This is a genomic window from Pseudomonas abyssi, from assembly GCF_003444685.1.
Lineage (GTDB): Bacteria > Pseudomonadota > Gammaproteobacteria > Pseudomonadales > Pseudomonadaceae > Halopseudomonas > Halopseudomonas abyssi.
Genome location: NZ_LMAZ01000001.1, coordinates 1,131,575 through 1,155,393 on the forward strand (window position 1 = coordinate 1,131,575; position 23,819 = coordinate 1,155,393).

General features: G+C 60.9%; 20 protein-coding genes. 16 read left to right on the plus strand and 4 right to left on the minus strand.

The window, feature by feature from the left end:
* Positions 1-32: 32 nt before the first annotated feature.
* Positions 33-806, minus strand: coding sequence for a ferredoxin--NADP reductase (locus ASB58_RS05265; protein ID WP_118129577.1), 774 nt, complete (start codon positions 804-806; stop codon positions 33-35).
* A gap of 102 nt (positions 807-908) precedes the next feature.
* Between ASB58_RS05265 and ASB58_RS05270 the strand changes: the two genes are divergently transcribed.
* Positions 909-1,802: a LysR family transcriptional regulator gene (locus ASB58_RS05270; RefSeq protein ID WP_096004711.1), complete on the plus strand. Its 894-nt coding sequence runs from the start codon at positions 909-911 to the stop codon at positions 1,800-1,802.
* A 118-nt stretch (positions 1,803-1,920) separates the two neighbouring features.
* Here the strand turns inward: ASB58_RS05270 and ASB58_RS05275 are convergent, their stop codons facing one another.
* From ASB58_RS05275 to ASB58_RS05285, 3 genes are all read right to left on the minus strand, one after another.
* Positions 1,921-2,457: a glycine zipper 2TM domain-containing protein gene (locus ASB58_RS05275; protein ID WP_083728181.1), complete on the minus strand. Its 537-nt coding sequence runs from the start codon at positions 2,455-2,457 to the stop codon at positions 1,921-1,923.
* Between the two features lie 134 nt (positions 2,458-2,591).
* Positions 2,592-5,450, minus strand: a complete 2,859-nt coding sequence (locus ASB58_RS05280) for a bifunctional diguanylate cyclase/phosphodiesterase (protein WP_181977864.1) — start codon at positions 5,448-5,450, stop codon at positions 2,592-2,594.
* Between the two features lie 145 nt (positions 5,451-5,595).
* On the minus strand, positions 5,596-6,507 hold the full coding sequence (locus ASB58_RS05285; RefSeq protein ID WP_096004713.1) for a LysR family transcriptional regulator: 912 nt from the start codon (positions 6,505-6,507) through the stop codon (positions 5,596-5,598).
* 147 nt (positions 6,508-6,654) lie between these two features.
* Here ASB58_RS05285 and leuC point away from each other — a divergent pair, with 147 nt between their 5' ends.
* From leuC to purF, 15 genes are all read left to right on the plus strand, one after another.
* The gene (gene leuC / locus ASB58_RS05290; protein ID WP_118129579.1) at positions 6,655-8,082 is read left to right on the plus strand and encodes a 3-isopropylmalate dehydratase large subunit; all 1,428 of its coding nucleotides are present in this window, start codon (positions 6,655-6,657) and stop codon (positions 8,080-8,082) included.
* Positions 8,083-8,093: 11 nt separating this feature from the next.
* Positions 8,094-8,738 (plus strand): 3-isopropylmalate dehydratase small subunit, encoded by a 645-nt coding sequence (gene leuD, locus ASB58_RS05295; protein WP_096004715.1) that lies wholly within the window; start codon positions 8,094-8,096, stop codon positions 8,736-8,738.
* A 62-nt stretch (positions 8,739-8,800) separates the two neighbouring features.
* Positions 8,801-9,883, plus strand: coding sequence for a 3-isopropylmalate dehydrogenase (leuB, locus tag ASB58_RS05300; RefSeq protein ID WP_118129580.1), 1,083 nt, complete (start codon positions 8,801-8,803; stop codon positions 9,881-9,883).
* Positions 9,884-9,963: 80 nt separating this feature from the next.
* A complete protein-coding gene (gene asd, locus ASB58_RS05305) occupies positions 9,964-11,076 on the plus strand; it encodes an aspartate-semialdehyde dehydrogenase (RefSeq protein ID WP_118129581.1) in 1,113 nt (370 codons plus the stop codon).
* Between the two features lie 89 nt (positions 11,077-11,165).
* Positions 11,166-12,185, plus strand: coding sequence for an aspartate-semialdehyde dehydrogenase (locus ASB58_RS05310; RefSeq protein WP_181977865.1), 1,020 nt, complete (start codon positions 11,166-11,168; stop codon positions 12,183-12,185).
* Positions 12,186-12,358: 173 nt separating this feature from the next.
* The gene (locus ASB58_RS05315) at positions 12,359-15,292 is read left to right on the plus strand and encodes a motility hub landmark protein FimV (RefSeq protein ID WP_118129583.1); all 2,934 of its coding nucleotides are present in this window, start codon (positions 12,359-12,361) and stop codon (positions 15,290-15,292) included.
* Complete coding sequence (truA, locus tag ASB58_RS05320; protein WP_118129584.1) at positions 15,292-16,152, plus strand: tRNA pseudouridine(38-40) synthase TruA; 861 nt, start codon at positions 15,292-15,294, stop codon at positions 16,150-16,152. The genes ASB58_RS05315 and truA overlap by 1 nt, the downstream gene beginning before the upstream one ends.
* 27 nt (positions 16,153-16,179) lie before the next feature.
* On the plus strand, positions 16,180-16,830 hold the full coding sequence (locus ASB58_RS05325; protein ID WP_268877909.1) for a phosphoribosylanthranilate isomerase: 651 nt from the start codon (positions 16,180-16,182) through the stop codon (positions 16,828-16,830).
* Positions 16,823-18,040, plus strand: coding sequence for a tryptophan synthase subunit beta (gene trpB, locus ASB58_RS05330; protein WP_096004722.1), 1,218 nt, complete (start codon positions 16,823-16,825; stop codon positions 18,038-18,040). Before ASB58_RS05325 ends, trpB begins: the two co-directional genes overlap by 8 nt.
* A gap of 11 nt (positions 18,041-18,051) precedes the next feature.
* Positions 18,052-18,855, plus strand: coding sequence for a tryptophan synthase subunit alpha (gene trpA / locus ASB58_RS05335; RefSeq protein ID WP_096004723.1), 804 nt, complete (start codon positions 18,052-18,054; stop codon positions 18,853-18,855).
* A gap of 58 nt (positions 18,856-18,913) precedes the next feature.
* The gene (accD, locus tag ASB58_RS05340; protein ID WP_118129585.1) at positions 18,914-19,804 is read left to right on the plus strand and encodes an acetyl-CoA carboxylase, carboxyltransferase subunit beta; all 891 of its coding nucleotides are present in this window, start codon (positions 18,914-18,916) and stop codon (positions 19,802-19,804) included.
* Position 19,805: 1 nt separating this feature from the next.
* The gene (gene folC / locus ASB58_RS05345) at positions 19,806-21,071 is read left to right on the plus strand and encodes a bifunctional tetrahydrofolate synthase/dihydrofolate synthase (RefSeq protein WP_118129586.1); all 1,266 of its coding nucleotides are present in this window, start codon (positions 19,806-19,808) and stop codon (positions 21,069-21,071) included.
* Positions 21,072-21,089: 18 nt separating this feature from the next.
* Positions 21,090-21,689, plus strand: coding sequence for an SPOR domain-containing protein (locus tag ASB58_RS05350; protein ID WP_118129587.1), 600 nt, complete (start codon positions 21,090-21,092; stop codon positions 21,687-21,689).
* Between the two features lie 79 nt (positions 21,690-21,768).
* Positions 21,769-22,251 (plus strand): CvpA family protein, encoded by a 483-nt coding sequence (locus tag ASB58_RS05355; protein WP_096004727.1) that lies wholly within the window; start codon positions 21,769-21,771, stop codon positions 22,249-22,251.
* A 49-nt stretch (positions 22,252-22,300) separates the two neighbouring features.
* A complete protein-coding gene (purF, locus tag ASB58_RS05360) occupies positions 22,301-23,806 on the plus strand; it encodes an amidophosphoribosyltransferase (protein ID WP_096004728.1) in 1,506 nt (501 codons plus the stop codon).
* Positions 23,807-23,819: the final 13 nt, after the last annotated feature.

Genomic DNA, 23,819 nt, shown 5'->3' on the forward strand with positions numbered 1-23,819 from the left:
AGCGCCGGGGCTTTTTCGTGACGGCGGGCCGCTTATTTCTCGACGAAGGCTCGCTCGATCACGTAGTGACCCTGGTCGCCGTGGCGGGCTTCCTGGAAGCCGTGAGCGTCGAGGATCTCGCAGCAATCCTTCAGCATGCTGGGGCTGCCGCAGAGCATGAAGCGGTCCTGCTCCAGATCGAATTTCGGCAGGCCGATATCCTCGAACAGCTTGCCACTGCTCATCAGGTCGGTCAGGCGGCCTTCGTTGCGGAAGGGCTCACGGGTGACCGTGGGGTAGTAGATCAGCTTCTCGCGTACCAGATCACCGAAGTACTCGTTGTTCGGCAGGGTGTCGGTAATCAGTTCCTGATAGGCCAGGTCGCTGACATTGCGGCAGCCGTGGGTCAGAATGACCTTGTCATATTGCTCGTAGGTTTCCGGGTCCTGAATGATGCTGATGAACGGCGCAAGACCGGTGCCGGTGCTCAGCAGATACAGGTTGCGTCCGGGGATCAGGTGATCCAGCACCAGAGTGCCCGTCGGCTTGCGGCTGATCATGATCTGATCGCCGGTCTGAATGTTCTGCAGGCGCGAGGTCAGCGGGCCGTCCTGCACCTTGATGCTGAAGAACTCCAGGGTTTCCTCGTGGTTCGGGCTGGCAATGCTGTAGGCGCGCATCAACGGGCGACCTTCCACTTCCAGACCGATCATGATGAAGTGTCCGTTCTTGAAGCGGAAACCCGGGTCACGGGTGGTCTTGAAGCTGAACAGGGTATCTGTCCAGTGGTGCACGCTGAGTACTTTCTCGGTGTTGAAGCCTGCCATGACGCCTCCAGAAGTGAACATCTCTTGGCCGGGGAGTCTACGCGCGGTTAGTCTTGGCGTTAAAGAGAATTATTCTTATATAACTATTCGGTAAAATCGATAATGAAATATACCCTGCGCCAGCTTGAGGTTTTTCTGGCTACGGCGCATTACGAAAACCTGACCCGCGCCGCTGCCAGTCTCTCGATGTCGCAGTCTGCGGCCAGTAGCGCGCTGAAAGACCTGGAAAGCCAGTTTGACGTTCAGCTGTTTGATCGGGTTGGCAAGCGTTTGCAGCTCAATGCCTTGGGCGACAGCATTCGTCCGCGCGCGCAAGCCCTGCTGGAGCAGGCAAGCAGTCTGGAGGAGGCGTTGGCCCGCCATCAGGGCACCGGGCACCTGCGTGTCGGCGCCACCCTGAGTATCGGCAACTACCTGGCGGTCGAGATCATGGCGCGTTACATGAGCGAGCAGGAGGGGGCGCGGGTAGAGCTGGAGGTCGCCAACACCGAGACCATCGTGCGCAAGGTGGCCAACTTTGAACTCGACCTGGGGCTGATCGAGGGCGAGAGCCGGCATCCCGACCTGGAGATGGTGCATTGGCGCGATGACGAGCTGGTGGTGTTCTGCGCGCCAGATCATCCACTGGCAGGCAAGCCCTGGCTATCGGATGAAGATTTGCTGAATGCCGCCTGGATCGTTCGGGAGCCCGGTTCAGGCACCCGTCAGCATTTCGACTGGGCGATGCATGGGCTGCTGGCCAATCTGGATGTCAAGCTGGAGCTGCAGCACACCGAGGCCATCAAGCGTGCAGTGGAGGCGGGGCTGGGGCTGGGCTGTCTGTCGGAGATCACTCTGGTTGATGCGTTCAATCGCGGGCGCCTGGTGCCGCTGCCTGTCCCGCATCGGGATTTTCACCGCCGCTTCTACTTTGCGCTGCACAGGCAGAAGTTCCGCAGCGCGGGTGTGGAACGGTGGCTGGAGTTGTGCCGTGAGAGCACCGAGGGGCTGGAGTGAGGTTGCGCAGTACTCGCGCGGTGTGAATGGCTGGGGCGCGTGGCGGCGTAAGCACCTCCCGAACGTGCAAGGCCGCGATGCTTACGCATGGCGGCCTTGAGTCTGAAGGGGCGAGAAATCAGTTGCTGCTGAGCACCAGCTGGCCATCTTTCAGCGGAATACTGCTGCCGGGTTTTTCGTCCATGCGGACGGTGCCGGTTTCATCGCCGATGCGGTATTTCACGTTATAGCCAACCACTTCGTCGTGGCTGTCGTAGACGGTTTCGCAGCGACGCTCGGTAGTGGTGTAGGTGCTGTTGTTCTGCATGTTTTCCTGCACTCGGTTGCCGGCGTAGCCACCAGCGGCGGCACCAGCGACGGTGGCGATCTTCTTGCCGCTGCCGCCGCCAACCTGGTTGCCCAGTGCACCGCCGACGACCGCGCCGGCAATAGTGCCAAGGATGCGATTCTGGTCCTGCACAGGTTTTTGCCGGGTGACGGCGACGTCATTGCAGACTTCGCGCGGGGTCCGTTGCGTTTCCGTGATTTCGGCTACATCAAGAACTTCAGCCTCGGTAGGGGTGGTGTCCACAAAGGCGGTGTAGCCGGCAATGGCGCCGCCAGCTGTGGCTACTGCCGCGCCGATCAGGACGCCTGTCAACATAGACTTGTTCATGATGAATACTCCTTTCCTGCCTATGATCTGTGGTCGCAACACGGTGTCGCGCTCCATGCCGTTGAGACAGCAAAGGTTGGCAGCCGTTCCTTTGGAGGCCGCTAATCCCGTCGCTTTGTGATCGAGTTGGCGGTTCAGGTGACAGCGTAATCGGGCGGATTTTGCAGCAGGCTGCGCAGTTGGCTGGCGTCCATCGGTCTGCCGAAGAGGTAGCCTTGAAATTGCTCGCAGCCTTGCTGATGCAGAAATTGCAGTTGTTCCCGGGTTTCCACGCCTTCTGCGATCAGGCCCAAGTGCAAGCTGGTGGCGATTGCGATGATCGCGCGGATGATCTCGGCGTCGTTGGGGTTGTGTGGACAGTCGCGAACAAAGGATTGATCAATTTTTAGCAGGTCAACAGGCAGCTGTTTCAGGTAGCTCAGGGAGGAGTAACCGGTGCCGAAGTCGTCGATGGCAAAGTGCACGCCATGACTGCGCAGCAGGTTCATCTTGTCGATGGTGTCGTTGATATTCTCGATGACTATGCCTTCAGTGATCTCCAGGCTCAGGCAACTGGTCGGGATGTCGTGCAGGGCGATGGCGCCCAAAACGTCGTCGACAAAACTGGCGTGGCGGAACTGGCGCGGGCTGATGTTGACGCTCAGGCGGAAGTGTGGGGTGATCAAACCAGCCCCAAGCAGTTCGGCGATGAAGGTGCAGGCCTGATGCAGAATCTGGCGGCCGGCCTCAAGTATCAGGCTGCTTTGCTCCAGGACGTCGATAAAGGCGCCGGGGCCGATCAGGCCACGCTCCGGATGTTGCCAGCGCAGCAGCGACTCGGCGCCCTCGATGCGTTGGCTGCGATAGTCGAACTGTGGCTGGTAGTGCAGACAGAACTGGCCTTTGCTGATGGCCCTGCGCAGCTCGGATTCGATGGCCAGGCGTTCGCTGGCCGCCACCTGCATCGATTGTTCAAAAAAGGCGATGCCGTCACGTCCGCGCTCTTTGACGCGGTACAGGGCGATATCGGCGCGTTTTAGCAAGTCCTCGGCACTGTCGCCGTGATCCGGTATCAGCGCAATCCCGATGCTGGCGCTGAGTTGCAGAGCGTGGCCTTCAATCTGCATCGGCGCAGAGATGGCGTCGAGCAGCTCACGGGCGGCGCGTTCTACCTCCTGCGCCAGGGCAGGGCCTGTGCTGGTAAAGCCGCTGAGCAGCACGACAAACTCATCACCGCCAAGGCGTGCAACGGTGTCTTCGGCTCGCACGCGGCAGAGCAGGCGGCGGGTTACTTCCTGCAGCACCGCATCGCCACAGGAATGCCCCAGCGAATCGTTAATGTGCTTGAAATGGTCAAGGTCAAAGAACAGTAGGGCGCCTCTCAGGTCGTGGCGCTGGTGCAGGGCGTTGAGTTGACTGAGGCGGTCGCTAAGGAGCAGGCGATTGGGCAGGTTGGTCAGCGCGTCGTGGTAGGCAAGATGCTTGACGCGGGCCTCGATGCGTTTCTGTTCGGTGATGTCGCGGGCGGTCAGCAACATGCAGTCGAGGCCATCCAGGGTGAGTGGCTGGGCCGAAACAGAGACCAGAATCTCCTTGCCGTGGCGCGTGCGAATACGCATTTCGCGTCCGTAGACCCCGCCCTTTTCGTCCATTGTGCGGATCAGGTCGTCGCGCTCGTTTGCGTCTATCCAGATGCCGAGTTCATTGACGGTGCGGCCGATGGCTTCTTCTGGGCTGTAGCCGGTCAGGCGGCAGAAGCCGTCGTTGACTTCGAGCTGGCGTCCGGTTTTCAGCTCGCTGATGCTGATTGAGTCAGGGCTGCCCTTGAATGCGCGGGCAAACTTGTCTTCCGAGGCGCGTAAGGCCGACTCGGCCTGGGTGCGTGCGGTGATATCGCGGAAGCTGAACAGTACGCACTGTTGGTGGTTGATGCGAATGCGTGTGCTGCCCACCTCGCATAGCAGCAGATGACCGTTGCTGGTGGAGAAGGTCTCGGTAAAACCGTGCAGCTCGCGCTCGCCTCGGGCTGCCTGCTGCAGACTGCGGTGTGCGCTGTGTGAGCTCCACAGGCCGATCTCTTCGGGTTGACGGCCAATCAGGTCGATAGCGCTGTAACCAAAGGTGCGGGCAAAACTCTGGTTGACCTCAATGACGCGCTGATTGTGCACCAGGCAGTAGGGGTCAGGGGCGTTCTGAAACAGGATGGCGAACTTGGCTTCACTTTCAACCAGGGCGTTCTGATTGCGACGTTGGTCGGTGATGTCGACCAGCGTGCCAATCATGCGGGCCGGCTGGCCCTGCTGATTGAGATGCAACGTGGCCGTGGCCTGCAGCCACCGCTGACGTTTGTTGGCAACGACGCGATAAGTCAGACGATAGCGGGGTTCGCGCCCCCGACAGATAGCGATGAAGGCGCGGCGAATGGCCTGCCTGTCTTCGGCGACGACATGCTGCAAGAAGTGGCTGGCACAGCCATCCCAGTCGGCTGGCTGGAACCCGTGCAGCTCTGCGCTGCGGGCAGAGCAATGCAGGGCGTCGGTTGCTATCTGCCAATCCCAGATGCCCATCTGTCCGGCCTCCAGCGCCATTCTCAAGCGGCTGCGGCTGTCTTTGAGGGCTTGGTCGCTGGCGTTGCTGCTTGCGCGCGGCTGCAGGCAGAGCAGCAGTTGCTGGTTGAGCTTAACGATGCTCACCTGATAGCTGAGCAGGCCGCCATCACGGCGCAGCAACTCGATGGGCTGGTCCCGCAGCGAGCCTTGGCGCGCCTGACTGCGCATCATGGCGTGCCAGCGCCGTGGGTGGCCCCACAACGGGAAGTCGCCGGCGGGTTGCCCGAGCAGTTGGTGGCGCTCGTACTGCGTGGCCTGAATAAACGCCGGGTTGACGTCGATGATGAGTTGGGTCTGGCTGTCAATAAGCAGTGCAGGCCCAGGCATGCCGTTGAATAACAGCACAAAGGAGGCGTCGTTTACGGTGGAGGGGGTCGGCGGCGCGACTCCGGTTGTGCCTGGCATTGATGTCTGATCCATTCTGGGACCAACCAGCCCGGCGCAAAGCGATGATTGGCCCGCTGCCGAGCAGGGAGGCTGGGCGTCTTGCCCGCAGTTTCCGTCTACCTTGACCTTAGCTCTTGCCGCGCCGGCCAACAAGCCATTGTGCCTACACCATTGGTCGGGTAGCCGAGCGGTCTGCCTCGCCGTCGGTACGGGCGGCGCGGAGCAGGGTAATCAGTTCGCGGGCAGCGTTGGACTGGGTGCGTCCGCTGTGCCAGATGCAGCCCAGCTCGCGCTGCAGGTGCACCCCCGGAAGCTGCAGCACACTGACCTGGCTGTCGAGCATGCTGCGTGGCAGCACGCTCCAGGCCAGGCCGATGGAAACCATCATCTTGATGGTCTCCATATAGTTGGTGCTCATGCTGATCTGTGGCTGAACGTGATAGTGCTCGAACAGATCGCTGACCACCTTGTGAGTAAAGGTGTTGGCGCCCGGAAATACCGCCGGGTAGGCCGCCAGCTGGGCCAGTTCCAGATTGCGCTGCCGGGCAAGCGGGTGCTCTGGCGCGATGACAAAATCCAGTGGGTCATGCCAGATCAACTCGCTCATTACCGGCGGCGCAACCTCCGGCGCCAGGGTGATGACGGCGAGTTCAATCTCGCCATGCAGCACCTTGTCGTAGGCGACTTCCGAATCCAGAAACTGGATATCGAAGGACACCTGCGGGTGGCGGCGGGTGAACTCGCGCAGCACTGGAGGCAGGCGATGCAAACCGATGTGGTGGCTGGTGGCGATGCTCAGACGACCGGAGACTTCGCTGGATAGATTGCTCAGGGCGCGGCGCGTATCATTCATCAGGCTGAGCACCTGCTCGGCTCTTGGTCGCAGGGCAAGGCCTGCCTCGGTCAACGAAACGTGGCGGCCAATGCGGTCGAACAACCGGGCATCGAGCTGTTGCTCCAGCATGGCAATGCGCTTGCTGACCGCCGGTTGGGTCAGGTGGAGCTGTTCGGCTGCCCGCGAAAATGAGCCAGTGTCGGCAACGGCAAGAAAGGCCTGCAGGTTTGCTGTGTCCATATCGCATTCCACTTGGTTATCTGTTTAATAAATAATATTCCTTTGTTTTATCTTTGGGCGGAATTTATTCTGTTGCCTGTAGAAGAGCCGCCGCAGGACCTGTATCCGCAGGGGACGGTGGCCAGAGTCTGATGCCAGGAGTAACCCATGTCTGCAAAAACGCTGTACGACAAATTGTGGGACAACCATCTCGTCAAGGAACGGGATGACGGTTCTGCGTTGATCTATATCGATCGTCACATCCTCCATGAGGTGACCTCGCCACAGGCGTTTGAAGGGCTGCGACTGGCTGGCCGCAAGCCGTGGCGCATCGACGCCAATATTGCGACGCCCGATCACAACGTGCCGACCACCAAGGCCGAGCGCCAAGGCGGGCTGGACGCCATCGCCGACGAAGTCTCGCGTATTCAGGTCAGAACGCTGGATGAGAACTGCGACGCTTTCGGCATCCTCGAGTTCAAGATGAACGACGTGCGTCAGGGCATCGTGCACGTTGTCGGCCCGGAGCAGGGCGCGACGCTGCCTGGCATGACGGTGGTCTGCGGTGACTCGCACACCTCAACCCATGGCGCCTTCGGCGCGCTCGCACACGGTATCGGTACCTCCGAGGTTGAGCATGTGCTGGCGACCCAATGCTTGGTCGCCAAGAAGATGAAGAATATGCAGGTGCGTGTTGAGGGGCAGTTGCCTTTCGGTGTCACTGCCAAGGACATCGTGCTGGCTGTCATCGGCAAGATTGGCACCGCTGGCGGTAACGGTCACGCGATGGAGTTTGCCGGCAGCGCGATTCGCGAATTGTCGGTTGAAGGCCGCATGACACTGTGCAATATGGCCATTGAAGCTGGCGCCCGCGTCGGCATGGTGGCGGTCGACGAGAAAACTATCGACTACGTCAAGGGTCGCCCGTTTGCCCCGCAGGGGGCCGATTGGGATCGCGCCGTTGCAGCCTGGAAAGACCTGGTATCTGACGCCGGTGCGCACTTTGACACCGTCATCGAGTTGCGCGCCGAAGACATCAAGCCGCAGGTCAGCTGGGGTACGTCTCCAGAGATGGTGCTGGCGGTTGATCAGAACGTGCCGGACCCGGACGCGGAGGCTGACGCCGTCAAACGTGGCTCGATCACCCGCGCGCTCAAGTACATGGGCCTGACTGCCAATCAGCCGATCACCGATATCAAGCTGGACCGCGTATTTATCGGTTCCTGCACCAACTCGCGCATCGAAGACCTGCGCGCTGCGGCCGCGGTTGCCAAGGGCCGCAAGGTGGCTGCGACCGTCAAGCAGGCGCTGGTGGTGCCGGGCTCCGGCCTGGTCAAGGCGCAGGCCGAACAGGAAGGGTTGGACCAGATCTTTATCGAAGCCGGCTTTGAATGGCGTGAGCCGGGTTGCTCCATGTGCCTGGCGATGAACCCGGATCGGCTGGAAAGTGGCGAGCATTGCGCCTCCACCTCCAACCGTAACTTCGAGGGGCGTCAGGGCAACGGCGGTCGCACCCACTTGGTCAGCCCGGCGATGGCGGCGGCGGCGGCGGTCACCGGCCACTTTATTGATGTCCGTGAATTGATGCAGGCCTGAGGAGTGTCCCGATGAAAGCCTTTACCCAACATACTGGTCTGGTCTGCCCACTTGATCGTGCCAATGTCGACACTGATCAGATCATTCCCAAGCAGTTTCTCAAGTCGATCAAACGCACCGGTTTCGGTCCGAACCTGTTCGACGAGTGGCGTTATCTGGACGTCGGTCAGCCGAATCAGGATTGCTCGACCCGTCCAATCAATGAAGACTTTGTGCTGAATTTTCCGCGCTACCAGGGCGCAAGTGTGCTGCTGGCTCGCGAGAATTTTGGTTGCGGCTCCTCCCGCGAGCATGCGCCGTGGGCATTGGACGAGTATGGTTTTCGCACGGTGATTGCACCGAGCTTTGCCGATATTTTCTACAACAACAGCTTCAAGAACGGTCTGCTGCCGATCATCCTGGCAGATGCGGACCTCGACGAGCTGTTCGCCCAGTGCGAGGCCACCGAAGGCTATCAGCTGACGGTTGATCTTGAGGCGCAGGTTGTGACTCGTCCCGACGGCAAGCAGTACCCCTTTGAGGTGGACGCTTTCCGCAAGCACTGTCTGCTCAACGGTCTGGATGACATTGGCCTGACGTTGCAGGACGCCGAGGCCATCAGCGCCTTCGAGTCTGGCCATCGTCAGCGTCAGCCCTGGCTGTTTCGCGAGGCCTGAGGCAGGTTGATTTCAGCACAGAGCCACAGTGCTCTGTGCGCAAGCACATTATGAGGAATGCAATGAGCAAACAGATTCTGATTCTGCCGGGTGACGGCATTGGCCCGGAGATCATGGCTGAGGCGGTCAAAGTGCTTAATCTGGCCAACGACAAGTTTGGCCTGGGCTACGAGTTGAGCTTTGATGATCTCGGTGGCGCAGCGTACGACCGCTACGGCTCGCCCCTGGCCGACGAAACCCTGGAGCGCGCCCGTGCTGCCGATGCGGTGCTGCTGGGGGCGGTTGGCGGCCCCAAGTGGGACACCATTGATCCGGCACTGCGCCCCGAACGTGGGCTGCTGAAGATTCGCTCCGAGCTGGGGCTGTTCGGCAATCTGCGCCCGGCGATTCTGTACCCGCAACTGGCTGAAGCGTCTACGCTCAAGCCGGAAGTCGTTTCCGGTCTGGACATCCTGATCGTCCGTGAGCTGACCGGCGGTATCTACTTCGGTAAGCCGCGCGAGCGCACCACGCTGGAAAGCGGCGAGCGCATGGCCTATGACACACTGCCCTACAGCGAAAGCGAAGTGCGCCGTATTGCCAAGGTCGGTTTCGACATGGCGATGGTGCGTAACAAGAAGCTGTGTTCGGTCGACAAGGCTAACGTGTTGGCCTCCAGCCAGCTGTGGCGCGAAGTGGTCGAGGAGGTCGCCAAGGATTACCCGGACGTCGAGCTGTCGCACATGTACGTCGACAACGCTGCCATGCAGCTGGTCCGCGCGCCCAAGCAGTTCGACGTGATCGTCACCGACAACATGTTTGGTGACATTCTCTCCGACCAGGCCTCCATGCTGACCGGTTCGATCGGCATGCTGCCGTCGGCGTCGCTGGATGTGAACAGCAAGGGCATGTATGAGCCGTGTCACGGCAGTGCGCCGGATATCGCCGGTCAAGGCATTGCCAACCCGCTGGCGACCATCCTGTCGGTCTCGATGATGCTGCGTTACAGCTTTGGTCAGGTGGCGGCTGCTGATGCCATCGAGCAGGCGGTCAGCCAGGTGCTGGACCAGGGCCTGCGCACCGGTGATATCCAGTCTGAAGGTTGCCGCAAGGTGGGCACTGCGGAAATGGGTGATGCCGTGGTCGCAGCACTGAAAAACCTGTAATCTGTCCGATTATCCATTTACGCCCGGCCTCGGCCGGGCGTATGTGTCTTTGAATCTGTTACCCCACGGGGGTTGTTGTTATGAAGCAAGTTGGTTTGGTTGGTTGGCGTGGCATGGTCGGCTCTGTGCTGATGCAACGCATGCGCGACGAGAATGATTTTGCCGATATCGATCCGGTGTTTTTTACCACCTCCAACGTAGGTGGCAAGGGTCCGGATATTGGTAAGGACATTCCTGCGCTCAAGGACGCTTTTGACCTTGAAGCACTCAAGCCGATGGACGTCATCATTACCTGTCAGGGCGGTGATTACACCAGCGAGGTGTACCCCAAGCTGCGTGCCGAGGGCTGGAAAGGTTACTGGATCGATGCTGCGTCCACGCTGCGCATGGAAGATGAGGCCGTCATCGTGTTGGACCCGGTCAACCGTCGTAATATCGATCAGGCGTTGCGTGATGGTGTCAAAACCTACGTGGGCGGTAACTGCACCGTCAGCCTGATGCTGATGGGGCTGGGTGGGCTGTTTGAGCAAGGCCTCGTCGAGTGGATGAGCGCCATGACCTATCAGGCAGCCAGTGGTGCCGGTGCCCAGAACATGCGCGAGCTGATCAGCCAGATGGGCGCGATCAACGCCTCCGTGGCCGACAAGCTGGTGGACCCGGCTAGTGCCATTCTGGACATCGACCGCACTGTTGCCGAGACCCTGCGTGGCGACGCCTTCCCGGTTGACAACTTCGGCGTACCGCTGGCCGGCAGCCTGATCCCCTGGATCGACAAGCAGCTGGCTAACGGTCAGAGCCGTGAAGAGTGGAAGGCGCAGGCTGAGACCAACAAGATCATCGGCCGCAGTGGTCGTCCGATCCCGGTCGATGGTATCTGCGTGCGTATCGGTGCCATGCGCTGCCACAGCCAGGCGCTGACCATCAAGCTGAACAAAGATGTGCCGCTGGCAGATATCGAGTCACTGCTGGCCGAGCACAACCCCTGGTCCAAGGTGATCCCCAATACCAAGGAAGACACCCTGGCGGGCCTGACCCCGACCGCCGTTACCGGTACGCTGAGTGTGCCTGTTGGCCGCCTGCGCAAGCTCAACATGGGCTCGCAGTATCTGTCGGCGTTTACTGTGGGTGACCAGTTGCTGTGGGGCGCCGCCGAGCCGCTGCGCCGCATGCTGAGGATCTTGCAGGAAGGCTGAGGTCGTGCGCGGCCGAGGTTAATCAGGGCACCCCGTCGCTGGCGGGGTGCCCTTTGTATTTGTGCAACATGAACATGCAGGGCAGGACGATGAGCAACGTAGCGGATATTGCAATTGTTGGGGCGAGCAGCCTGGTTGGTGACATGCTGATCAATGTGCTGGAAGAGCACAGTTATCCCTTTGGCCAGGTGCGGCTCGTTGATATCGATGACGAGGCTGGCGAGCGGCGGATGATCAATGGCCAGAGCGTGCGTGTCGAAGCGCTAAGCACCTTCGACTTCGCCAGCGTCAAGCTGGCCATTGTCGCGGGTGATCGCGATGTTGCCTTGCAGCATATCGCGGCAATCCGCGACGCGGGTGCGCTGGTGATCGACACCACCGGTTTGCTGATCGGCCAGGGCGTCACTGTTGTCGCCGAAGTGAATCCGGCAACCTTGGCTGATGCCGTGCAGCGACGGGTGGTTGCCTGTCCGGACAGCCAGGTGCTGCAAAGTGCGCTGGTGCTCAAAGTGCTCGATGGCATGTCGCCGGTGCAGCGCGTGAGCATTGCCACCTATCAGTCGATGTCGACCCATGGCAAGGCGGCAGTTGAAGGTCTGGCCATGGAGACCGGGCGACTGCTCAATGGGCAGCCGATCGAGAAGGGTGGGGCGCTGGCCAAGCAGTCGGCCTTTAACCTGCAGCCGTGTGTCAGCGATCTGGATGAGGCTGGCGCCAGTCGCGAGGAACGGGATCTGGTGGCGGGCATTGGTGAGGTGCTTGGTCTGCCATCCCTGCCGGTGCTGGCCAACTGTGTCATGGTGCCGCTGTTCTACGGAACAGCGCAGATGATGCAGGTCACCACCGCCGAGCCGTTGGAGGCTCAAAAGGTGATCAATGTGCTGCGCCGGGCCAAGGGTATCAAGGTGTTGGACAAGGCTGAAGCGGGTGGCTACCCGACGCCGGTGACCGATGCTACAGGCTCCGATCAGGTGTGGGTCGGACGTGTTCGTCAGGATGCGGGTCAGCCCAACACTATCCATTTGTGGATTGTGTCTGATAATTTGCGTAAAGGTGTCGCACTTAACAGTCTGATGATTGCTGACTTGTTGATAAAAGACTATTTGTAATCGATACTTGCTAGAGTTTTTGTATCAAGCAGGTTAGGTTTGCAGGAACTGAAACCGTTTGGCCGTCGTGACTGCGCGTGGCAAAGCCGGGTGGGGAGATAGAACAATTGGCCGGTTTGTCGCAACAGGCACGTCGAAGCCTGGAAAAACGATAAAAGCAAAGGATTTACGCTATGGTTCGCAAATTGGTTATCGCTGTTGCCGCAGCAAGTGCCGTGATGTCGTCCGGAATGGTTCACGCGTTGGGGGTCGGCGATATCCATCTGCAGTCGTCATTGAACCAGCCGCTCGAAGCAGAGATTGATCTGCTGCAGGTGCGAGACCTGTCCAACGAGGAAATTCGCACCACGCTGGCCTCTCCCGACGACTTCGGTCGTGCCGGCATAGACCGTAACTTCTTTCTCACCGATCTCAAGTTTCAGCCTGTCGTCAAACCGGATGGCCGTTCGGTTATTCGCGTCACCTCCAGTCGCCCTGTCAGCGAACCGTTCCTGAATTTCCTCATGGAAGTACGCTGGCCCTCAGGTAAGGTGCTGCGCGAGTTCACCGTGCTGCTTGATCCTCCGCTGTATCAGCCCACGCCGGTCGTCAGCAGCAGCTCCGTCCGTCCGCCGTCCAGCAGCGGCGCGCTGCCCACCCCGCGTGTAGCGCCTGCGCAGCCCAGTGCTGCTGGCCGGGCATCGGCAGCAGCAGTCTCCGCAGGCACTGCGCAAACCACCACGGCCCCTGCGCCAGCCCGTGATGGGCGCGTGACGACCAACCGCTCTGACACGCTCTGGGAGCTGGCGCTGCGCAACCGGCCGCAGGGTGCCAGTGTCCACCAGACGATGCTGGCGATCCAGGATCTCAACCCTGGCGCGTTCAGTAACGGCAATATCAACCAGCTCAAGGCGGGGCAAAATCTGACGCTGCCTACCGCTGAGCAGGCTGCTCGCCGCAGTAACAGCGAGGCGGTTGCCGAGGTGGCTGCGCAGAACCGTTCCTGGCGTGAAGGTCGGGCACCGGCAAGCGCTGAAGCCAGTGCACCGCAACTGGACGCGCGTGCGCGCGAGAGCGCTGGTGCCGCGCCCGAGGCGGTCAGCGGCGAAGACTCTCTGCGACTGGTGTCGGGTGCCGATGAAAATGCCGCTGAAGGGGGGGGGGACTCCGCCGCCGGTAATGGTGCCGAGTCGGCGCAGCTGCGTGATGCGCTGGATCGCACCAAAGAACAATTGGACTCGGCGGAGCGAGAGAAAGCCGAGTTGAATGATCGCCTCAGCGATGTGCAGGGGCAGGTAGAAACCCTGCAACGCCTGCTTGAGCTGAAAGATGCGCAGTTGGCTTCACTGCAGGAGCAGGTCGCTGAGGGTGGCGAAAACACCGAGCTGACGGCCGAGCCGCAAGCTGACTTGCAGGACATTGCCGATAGCGAAGATCAGGCTGTCGAGGCTGAGCCGATGTCAGCGGATGAGGCTGCTGCCGAGGCGGGCGAGCCTGCCGGAGCTGCCGCCAGCGCTGATGAGCTGGCCGCTGACGTCGACGCCATTGATGGCGCGCCTGTGGATGAGCCTGTCAGCGAACAGGCTCCGGTCGTCGATGCAGAACCGGCGGAAGCTGAGGCTCCTGAAGCTCCTGAGGTATCGGAGCCGGCGCCATTAGCCGAGCCGGTTGCTCCGGCAGAGCCCGCTGCCAAGGATCCAGCCTCCCTGCTGCAGGGCTTGATGCAAAACCAGATGCTGCTTATCGGCGGTGGGGTGGTTGCCATTCTGCTGCTGTTGCTGGTGTTGATGTCGCTGTCTCGCCGTAATGCACGACGCGAAGCCGAAATGGCCGACAACTTCATCGCCAATGCGGCTGACGACAAGTCGGATGCGGCGGAACCCGAATCGGACGACTTCAACGTGGCGCTGGCCGGCGGCGATGACGGTGATCAGGATGACATGAACCTGGCGGCCGACTCGCTCGTTGAAGCTGATGCGTTGCTGGCCTATGGCAAACCTCAGGAAGCACGTGACGTGCTGGCTGATGCGATTGCCGCCGAGCCTGAGCGTGATGATCTGCGCTTGAAGCTGATGGAAGTCGAAGGTCTGTTGGAGAACGCCGAGGGTTATCGTGACCAGCGTGCGGTGCTCGAAGCCAAGGGCAACCAGGGCGATCGTATCGCCGAGCTTGATGCACGCTTCCCGCTGATGGCTGCTGCTGCAGTCGGCGCTGCGGCGGTGGTCCTGCAGGAAGACGACGAGCTGGATGCCCCGGCACCAGCGGTTGATGTCGCTGAGGACGACATGGATTTCGATTTCAGCGAGTTTGATCTGGGCGACGATGCCACGGACAAATCGGCGGATGAAGTGCCCTTCGAAGACGTCCTGGCTGAGTCGCCCGCAGAGTCGGTCCCCGCTGAAGAGGCCGGCTTCGATCTGGACTTTGATCTGGACGAGCCCACACTAGAGCAGCCGGTAGAGGTGTCGCCCGACGTTGCTGCTTCCGGTAAGCCCGAGGCGGCACCCGCAGAGGCAGCAGACGAATTTGACCTGTCCGACTTTGAATTGGATACCGACAGCCTTGACCTGCCTGAGCAGGCGACAGAGCTGCCGCCAGAAGAGCCGGCGGCCACCCTCGACGCCGACTTTGATTTGTCCATGACCGAGGATCTTGAGGCGGACAGCCTGATTGCCGAGTTCGAGTCCATGGATTCGCCAGCCGCATCGGGCGAGCCGGCGGCCGAGTCGCTGGATTTGTCTGACGCGTCCCTGTCCGGTCTGGACGCGTCCCTGTCCGGTCTGGACGCGGAGCTGCCACCGACCGATGCGCTTGATGATCTGGAGCTGCCGGTTGCTGATGAACAGGACAGCTTGGACTCCTTCGAGCTGCCCGAGCTGGACGACGCCGACCTGACCCCGATTGACAGCGCCACGGAGGAAGCAGTGGGCGATACTTTGGATGAAGACGACGAGTTCGACTTCCTGTCCGGCACCGATGAGTGTGCCACCAAGTTGGACCTGGCCCGTGCCTACATCGATATGGGTGACCAGGAGGGGGCTCGCGATATCCTTAACGAAGTCGTCGAGGAAGGCAGTGAGCAGCAGCAGCAGGAAGCGCGCAGTCTGATGGAGCGCCTGACTGACTGATGGTAGATGATGCGACAAATCCAGCGGCCGCCCCTGAGGCGGCCGCTGTTGTTTCCAGGGTGGCGGCCTGCGTGGAGTACCGAGGTACGGCCTACCGTGGCTGGCAGCGTCAGCAGAAGGGCGTGCCCAGCGTACAGGAAGCGGTTGAGAAGGCGTTGAGCCGGGTTGCCAATCACCCCGTACAGATTTTCTGCGCTGGGCGCACCGATGCCGGCGTGCATGCGTCCTGTCAGGTCATTCACTTTGACAGCGACGCCGTTCGCTCCCCACGCAACTGGATTCATGGCGCTAATGCCAATCTGCCGCCGGATATCTCCCTGAGCTGGGTACTGCCCGTCGGGCAGGATTTTCATGCGCGTTTTTCTGCCCAGGCGCGCCGATATCGTTACGTGATTTATAACGATCCGGTTCGACCGGCCCACCTTGCCCATGAGGTGACCTGGAATTACCGACCCTTGGATATCGAGCGGATGCGTGCTGCCGCCAAGGTGCTGGTGGGGACTCACGACTTTACCTCCTATCGGGCGGTTGGCTGCCAGGCCAAATCGCCCATCAAGACCATTCATCATCTCGAGCTGCTGGAGTTTGGTCGGTTCATCGTGCTGGATATCCGCGCCAATGCCTTCCTGCATCACATGGTGCGCAATATCGCCGGTGTACTAATGCAGATTGGCTGTGGCGAGCATCCGGTCGGCTGGGCTGCTCAGGTGTTGGCCGCCCGGGATCGCGCCCAGGGTGGCCTGACGGCGCCAGCCTATGGTTTGTATCTTGTGGATGTAACCTATCCGGCGCACTTCGATCTGCCGCACCGCTATCTGGGGCCGCATTTTCTATCTGCGCTGCCGGATGTGCTGGACTGACGGTGGTGCCCCTATCTGCTAACATCGATTCCCTTTGCAACCAGACAGGCAAGCCTTCAGGCGATGACCCGAATCAAGATATGTGGCATTACCCGTGAGCAAGACGCGCTGGCCGCCGCTGCCGCCGGCGCCGATGCCATCGGCCTGGTGTTTTACCCACCGAGTCCGCGCGCAGTCGATGCCGGCCAGGCGGCGCGCATCGTGGCCGCTTTGCCACCTTTTGTAACGACGGTCGGTTTGTTTGTTGATGCCGAGCCTGCAGCCGTGCGCGCGGTCTTGGCCGAGGTGCCGCTGGATCTGCTGCAGTTCCATGGTGAGGAGAGCGACGACTATTGTCGTCAGTTCGGTCGTCCCTATCTCAAGGCAGTACGGGTTCGCAGCGCTGATCAGCTGCAAGACGTAGCTGCGCAATGGCCTGGCGCAGCCGGTATTTTGCTTGATAGCTACAAGCCTGGTGTGCCCGGCGGTACCGGCGAGGTCTTCGACTGGCGTCTGGTGCCGCGCGAGCGTGACTGGAATCTCGTGTTGGCCGGTGGCTTGGTCGCAAGCAATGTGCGCCAGGCAATTGATGAAATGCAGCCTTGGGCCGTGGATGTCAGCGGTGGTGTCGAGGCGGCCAAGGGCATCAAGGATGTGGCAAAAATTAACGCGTTTGTTCAAGAGGTGAAGCGTGTCTGACTCCAACCCCATCGATTTTTCTGCGGTGCCCGACGCGCGAGGCCACTTTGGCCCGTATGGCGGCCGCTTTGTTTCTGAAACCCTGATGGACGCGCTGGATGAGCTGGAGCGTCTTTATCGCACCTTGTCCGATGACCCTGCCTTTCAGGCGGAGTTTGACCGGGATCTGGCCTTTTATGTGGGCCGGCCTTCGCCACTGTATCTGGCTGAACGCTTAACGCAAAAGGTCGGTGGTGCGCAGATCTATCTCAAGCGGGAAGACCTCAACCACACTGGCGCCCACAAGGTGAACAACACTATCGGCCAGGCGCTGCTAGCCAAACACATGGGCAAACCGCGAGTGATTGCCGAAACCGGTGCCGGTCAGCACGGTGTGGCGACGGCGACCGTGGCTGCACGTCTGGGGCTGAAATGCCAGGTTTACATGGGCGCAGAAGATGTTCGGCGTCAGGCGCTCAACGTGTATCGCATGAAGCTGCTGGGTGCCGAAGTGATTCCGGTCACCTCCGGCTCGCGTACGCTGAAAGATGCCATGAATGAGGCAATGCGCGACTGGGTCACCAACATTGATGACACCTTCTACATCATTGGTACCGTCGCAGGCCCGCATCCATACCCTGAGCTGGTGCGCGACTTTCAGTGCGTCATTGGCCGTGAGGCACGCGAGCAGTGCCTGACCCAGGCCGGCCGCCTGCCTGACGCGCTGGTAGCCTGTGTCGGTGGTGGTTCCAACGCGATTGGTTTGTTCCATCCGTTCCTGAATGATGAAAGCGTGCGCATGTACGGGGTCGAAGCCGGTGGCCACGGTATCGCCACCGGTGAGCATGCTGCGCCGCTGAGCGCCGGTCAGCCTGGGGTGCTGCACGGCAATCGTACCTATCTGATGTCGGATGAAGCAGGGCAGATCATTGAGACTCACTCGGTCTCTGCCGGCCTCGATTATCCGGGCGTTGGTCCGGAGCACAGCTGGCTGAAGGACATTGGCCGGGTGGACTATGTCGATGCGACTGACGATGAGGCATTGCACGCGTTCCGCGAGCTGACCCGTGTCGAGGGCATCATGCCGGCACTGGAGTCCAGTCATGCGGTGGCCTACGGCATGAAGCTGGCAGCCAGCATGAGTCCTGAGGAGATTGTCGTGATCAACCTGTCCGGTCGTGGCGACAAGGACATTCACACCGTCGCCGGCATTGACGGCATCAGCATCTAGTCGAGTTATCCATGAGCCGAATTCAAGCCCGTTTTTCCGCCCTGCAGGCCGCCGGTCGCAAGGCGCTGATCCCTTACATTACTGCCGGTGATCCTGCCCCGGCGGTAACCCTGCCGCTGATGCATGACCTGGTTGCTGCCGGTGCAGACATCATTGAGCTGGGTATCCCGTTCTCCGACCCGATGGCTGATGGCCCGGTGATCCAGCTCGCTATGGAGCGCGCGCTCGCGCACGAGGTGAGCCTGCGACAGGTGCTGGAGATGGTTGCCGAGTTTCGCCAGCGTGACAACGATACGCCGGTCGTGCTGATGGGGTATCTGAACCCGGTCGAGCGTATGGGCTATGATGAATTTGCCCGTGAAGCTGCTGAAGCCGGTGTTGACGGTGTGCTGACCGTTGATCTGCCGCCGGAAGAGGCTGTCGACGTCGTGCCGCTGTTCAAGGCGCGCGGACTGGACACGATTTTCCTGTTGGCGCCGACCACCACGGCCGAGCGCGCGCGCTCAATTTGTCAGCAGGCCAGCGGCTATGTCTATTATGTTTCCCTGAAAGGTGTGACCGGGTCCAGTGCTTTGGACGTCACCGATGTAGCAAACAAATTGGACATGCTGCGTACGGTCACCGACTTGCCGATTGGCGTTGGCTTCGGTATCCGCGACGGCGCTACTGCCGCAGCGGTTGGTGAGGTAGCCGATGGCGTTGTGGTCGGGTCTGTGCTGGTCAATCAGATTGCGGCCAACGCCGATAATCCGGATGCAGCGCGCAAGGCGATCTCGGCCATCATTGCCGAGATGCGCGGCGCCATGGACCACTGAACAACGTCCACTGCCCGCTGGCAGTGTTGACTGAGCTGACAACAGAGAAGGAAAGGCGATGAGCAACTGGTTGGTGGACAAACTGATTCCCTCCATTGTGCGCTCCGAAGCACAGAAGAGCAGCGTACCCGAAGGGCTCTGGCGCAAATGCCCGTCCTGTGACGCGGTACTGTATCGGCCGGAGCTGGAGAAAAATCTGGATGTCTGCCCCAAGTGCAGCCATCACCTGCGTATTGGCGCTCGCCGCCGTCTGGACATCTTCCTGGACGCCGAGGGGCGTAACGAGATCGGCGCCGAGCTGGAGCCGGTGGATCGCCTGAAGTTCCGCGACAGCAAAAAATACAAGGACCGTCTGGCTGCCGCCCAGAAAGAAACCGGTGAGAAAGATGCGCTGGTTGTCATGCAGGGCGCGCTGAAGGGGTCTCCGATTGTGGCCAGTGCCTTTGAGTTCAACTTCATGGGCGGCTCGATGGGCAGCGTGGTCGGGGCCCGCTTTGTACGCGGCGCAGAGGTCGCCCTGCAGGAACGTATCCCCTACATCTGCTTCTCCGCCTCCGGCGGCGCGCGTATGCAGGAAGCGCTGTTTTCCCTGATGCAGATGGCCAAGACCAGTGCCGCGCTGGCGCGCCTGCGTGAAGAGGGTATTCCCTTTATCTCGGTCATGACTGACCCGGTTTACGGCGGCGTGTCCGCCAGTCTGGCGATGCTGGGTGATCTCAACGTGGCTGAGCCCAATGCGCTGATCGGTTTTGCCGGTCCGCGAGTGATCGAGCAGACCGTACGCGAGAAACTGCCGCCGGGCTTCCAGCGCAGTGAGTTCCTGCTGGATCATGGTGCGCTGGATATGATTGTTTCGCGCAGTGAAATGCGTGATCGCCTGGCCAGCATCCTGGCCATGCTGACCGGCACGCCGGCACCGGAGGGCAGTGCGGAGGTGGTCGAGGCCTGATATGAGTGCGCGCAGTCTGGCCGATTGGCTGGTTCGGCTGGAAGGGTTGCACCCCAGCGAGATCGACATGGGGCTGGAGCGGGTCCGTTTGGTCGCAGCGCGACTGGGCGTGCTTACTCCAGCCCCGCTGGTTTTTACCGTCACCGGTACCAACGGCAAGGGCTCAACCTGTGCCGCATTGGAATCCCTGTTGCGCCGCAGCGGGCTTAGTACCGGCTGCTATACCTCGCCGCACCTGGTGCGCTACAACGAGCGTGTGCGCCTTGACGGGCAGTTGGCCGATGATGCCAGTCTGTGCGCGGCGTTCGCCGCCATTGATGACCTGCGTGGCGATATCTCCCTGACCTATTTCGAGTTTGGCACCCTGGCGGCGCTATGGCTGTTCAAGCGTGCCGAGCTGGACGCCGTGGTGCTGGAAGTGGGGCTTGGCGGCCGTCTGGACGCCGTCAATGTGGTCGACGCTGATGTTGCGGTGGTGACCAGCATCGGCATTGATCATCAGGAGTATCTGGGCAATACGCGGGCCTCGGTGGCGACCGAGAAGGCCGGGATTTTGCGCTCTGGGCGTCCGGTCGTCAGCGGCGAGCGCGACCTGCCTGATACCTTTGTCCAGGCGGTTGAGCGACTTGGCTGTCAGTTGGTTCAGCGCGATCGGGACTTCGCTGTGCAGATGCAACCTGATGGCCAGTGGACGCTGAACGGCGAGGGGGGCTTGGGCGCGGCGCGGTCGCTGCTGCTGCCGCCGGTGCGCTTGCCGCGTGACAATCTGGCGGTGGCTGTTCAAGCCTTCTGGGCAGCCGGGCTGGACCTGCCGGATGCGGCTCTGGGTGAGGCGCTGGCTGCAGCCAGTGCAGCCGGGCGGCTTGAGTCGCGCGAGATAGACTGGCAGGGCCAGCGCCGTAGCCTGCTGCTGGATGTGGGGCATAATCCCCACGCGGCCGCCTTTCTGGCCGAGTCCTTGCGGCAGCAGGGCTCGCGCCCACGGGTTGCGGTGTTTGGTCTGTTGGCGGACAAGGACCTGCAAGGCGTGCTGGCGCCGTTGGGCGGCCTGTTCGAGCGCTGGTATGTGGCACCCTTGCCAAGTCCGCGCAGTCGTTCGGCGCACGAGCTGAAACAGGCTCTCGAGGCTTCTGGTGAGCAGGGACAGGTGGCGGCTTCGGTCGCCGCAGCGTTGGCGTTGGCGTTGAGCGAAACATCCGCTGATACCGAAATTGTCATTTTCGGGTCGTTTTTCTGCGTCGCCGACGCCATACTCTGGCTATCGTAAATAGCCGGGGTAAGCAGGATGGATGAACGTCTCAAACAGCGCATCATTGGTGCTGTGGTACTGATTGTCGCTGCCGTGGTTTTTCTGCCCATGCTACTGTCGGGGCAGGATGAGACGGTGCAGGTCGAGGTGGAAGTGCCGGAGGCGCCCCTGCTTGATCGCGAGCCGATTGCCCCCGTCGAGCCCGCTCAGCTGCCGCCCGCGCCGACGGTAGCTGCCATGCCGGAGACGCTTGAGTCCTCCCCCGTGGAGCCGGTTACTGCACCCGAGCCGACGCCAGCGGCTGAGCCTGCCCCAGCGCCTGAAGCGGTCGTCGCTGCCCCTGAGCCGACCCCCGCACCCACACCTGCGCCGCCGGCGGTCAACGGCGACTGGGTGATCCAGTTGGGCAGCTTTTCCAGCGCTGCCAACGCCGAGGGGCTGAGTCAGACGCTGCGCACCCAGGGCTACAACGCCTATACCCATGCCGTGACTGTGCAGGGCAAGGCTATTACCCGTGTTTATGTCGGGCCGCTTGCCAGCCGCGAAGCAGCCAACCGCTTGCGCGACGAGCTGGAACGCAAGCGCGGCAACAAGGGGTTGGTGGTAGCCTATGACGCCTCGAGTGGGCGTGGTTGAGTTGTCGCGTTTTTGCCTGTTTCGATGGCCCGAACAGCTCTGCTAGAATGTCGGCCTTTGTTGAGCAGAGTATTTAATCGTGTCTTTGACCTGGGTTGACTGGGCAATCGTCGCCATCATTGTGGTTTCCGCCCTGATTAGTCTGACCAGAGGGTTCGTCAAGGAAGCCTTGTCTTTGCTGACCTGGGTTATCGCCGGGCTGGTTGCCTGGCTATTTGGTGGCGCCCTGGCCGAGTTGCTGGCCCCGTACATCGAGACACCGTCGCTGCGAGTCATTGCAGCTTGTTCCATTCTTTTTGTGATGACGCTGTTGCTGGGCGGCTTGATCAACTATTTGATCGGCCAGCTGGTGATAGTGACCGGATTGAGCGGTACTGATCGCTTCCTCGGCATGGTGTTTGGTGCTGCGCGGGGCGCGCTGCTGGTCGTGGTGGCCGTCGGATTGCTTAGCCTGGCTCCAGTCGAGGCTGACACCTGGTGGCGTGAGTCCGTTGTCATTCCGCATTTTCTACTGGTCGCGGACTGGTCGAAAAACCTTATTCTGCAAATGGCGGGACGCTGATCCGGGTGTCCCGGAATGCGCCGCCTCCCAATCAAGAAGGTACTCAGGCATGTGTGGCATTGTTGGCATAGTGGGCAAGTCGAACGTCAATCAGGCGCTCTATGATGCTCTGACCGTCCTGCAGCATCGCGGCCAGGACGCCGCCGGCATTGTGACCTGCGAACACGGTCGACTGTTTCTGCGCAAGGACAATGGTTTGGTGCGGGACGTTTTTCACCAGCGCCACATGCAGCGTCTGGTGGGGAATATGGGTATTGGCCATGTGCGCTATCCGACCGCCGGTAGCTCCAGCTCGGCTGAGGCGCAGCCGTTTTATGTCAACTCGCCCTACGGCATTACGTTGGCTCACAACGGTAATCTGACCAATGTCGAGCGCCTGTCGCGCGAGATCTACGAGTCAGACCTGCGTCACGTCAACACCACCTCTGACTCCGAAGTGCTGCTGAACGTCTTTGCCCATGAGCTGGCAGTACGCAACAAGCTGCAGCCGACCGAGGAGGATGTGTTCGCCGCGGTCAGTCAGGTGCACCGCCGCTGCGTGGGTGGCTACGCCTCCGTGGCTATGGTTACCGGGTACGGTATCGTCGGCTTTCGTGACCCCCACGGCATCCGCCCGATCGTGTTCGGCCAGCGCCACACTGACCAGGGTGTCGAGTACATGATTGCCTCCGAGAGCGTGGCACTGGATGTACTGGGCTTTACCCTGATTCGTGATCTGGCGCCGGGTGAAGCGGTATACATCACCGAAGACGGTCAGTTGTTCACCCGTCAGTGCGCTGAGAACCCGCAGTACGCCCCCTGTATCTTCGAGCACGTTTATCTGGCCCGGCCTGACTCGCTGATGGACGGTGTATCCGTCTATAAGGCGCGCCTGCGGATGGGTGAGAAGCTGGCAGAGAAAATCCAGCGTGAGCGCCCTGAGCACGACATTGATGTCGTCATTCCGATTCCTGATACCAGCCGCACCTCGGCGGTCGAGCTGGCGAACCAGTTGGGCGTGAAATTCCGCGAAGGCTTCGTCAAGAACCGCTACATCGGCCGCACCTTCATCATGCCGGGGCAGGCGGCTCGCAAGAAATCAGTACGCCAGAAGCTCAACGCGATTGACCTGGAATTCCGTGGCAAGAATGTATTGCTGGTGGATGACTCCATTGTTCGCGGCACCACTTGCAAGCAGATTATTCAGATGGCCCGTGAGGCCGGGGCGAAGAAGGTCTACTTCTGCTCGGCGGCACCGGCGGTGCGCTACCCCAACGTCTATGGGATCGACATGCCCAGTGCCCATGAACTGATTGCGCACGGGCGCACCACCGAGGAGGTGGCGGAGCTGATCGGTGCCGACTGGCTGCTGTATCAGGATCTGGAAGACCTGAAAGAGGCCGTTGGCGGGGGCAAGGTCAAGATTGATGCCTTCGACTGCGCGGTGTTTGACGGCCAGTACGTGACCGGTGATGTCAACGAACAGTATCTGGATCGGATCGAGCAGGCGCGCAATGATGCGGCAAAGTCGACCGTTGAACGCGTCAGCGCCATCATCGATCTGCACAACAATTGAGATCGGCGGTACT

Excerpts from the sequence above, each read along its gene's own strand:
- ASB58_RS05265 (WP_118129577.1), bottom strand. The coding sequence starts at position 806 with ATGGCAGGCTTCAACACCGAGAAAGTACTCAGCGTGCACCACTGGACA.
- ASB58_RS05270 (WP_096004711.1), top strand. The coding sequence starts at position 909 with ATGAAATATACCCTGCGCCAGCTTGAGGTTTTTCTGGCTACGGCGCAT.
- ASB58_RS05275 (WP_083728181.1), bottom strand. The coding sequence starts at position 2,457 with ATGAACAAGTCTATGTTGACAGGCGTCCTGATCGGCGCGGCAGTAGCC.
- ASB58_RS05280 (WP_181977864.1), bottom strand. The coding sequence starts at position 5,450 with ATGCCAGGCACAACCGGAGTCGCGCCGCCGACCCCCTCCACCGTAAAC.
- ASB58_RS05285 (WP_096004713.1), bottom strand. The coding sequence starts at position 6,507 with ATGGACACAGCAAACCTGCAGGCCTTTCTTGCCGTTGCCGACACTGGC.
- leuC (WP_118129579.1), top strand. The coding sequence starts at position 6,655 with ATGTCTGCAAAAACGCTGTACGACAAATTGTGGGACAACCATCTCGTC.
- leuD (WP_096004715.1), top strand. The coding sequence starts at position 8,094 with ATGAAAGCCTTTACCCAACATACTGGTCTGGTCTGCCCACTTGATCGT.
- leuB (WP_118129580.1), top strand. The coding sequence starts at position 8,801 with ATGAGCAAACAGATTCTGATTCTGCCGGGTGACGGCATTGGCCCGGAG.
- asd (WP_118129581.1), top strand. The coding sequence starts at position 9,964 with ATGAAGCAAGTTGGTTTGGTTGGTTGGCGTGGCATGGTCGGCTCTGTG.
- ASB58_RS05310 (WP_181977865.1), top strand. The coding sequence starts at position 11,166 with ATGAGCAACGTAGCGGATATTGCAATTGTTGGGGCGAGCAGCCTGGTT.
- ASB58_RS05315 (WP_118129583.1), top strand. The coding sequence starts at position 12,359 with ATGGTTCGCAAATTGGTTATCGCTGTTGCCGCAGCAAGTGCCGTGATG.
- truA (WP_118129584.1), top strand. The coding sequence starts at position 15,292 with ATGGTAGATGATGCGACAAATCCAGCGGCCGCCCCTGAGGCGGCCGCT.
- trpA (WP_096004723.1), top strand. The coding sequence starts at position 18,052 with ATGAGCCGAATTCAAGCCCGTTTTTCCGCCCTGCAGGCCGCCGGTCGC.
- accD (WP_118129585.1), top strand. The coding sequence starts at position 18,914 with ATGAGCAACTGGTTGGTGGACAAACTGATTCCCTCCATTGTGCGCTCC.
- folC (WP_118129586.1), top strand. The coding sequence starts at position 19,806 with ATGAGTGCGCGCAGTCTGGCCGATTGGCTGGTTCGGCTGGAAGGGTTG.
- ASB58_RS05350 (WP_118129587.1), top strand. The coding sequence starts at position 21,090 with ATGGATGAACGTCTCAAACAGCGCATCATTGGTGCTGTGGTACTGATT.
- purF (WP_096004728.1), top strand. The coding sequence starts at position 22,301 with ATGTGTGGCATTGTTGGCATAGTGGGCAAGTCGAACGTCAATCAGGCG.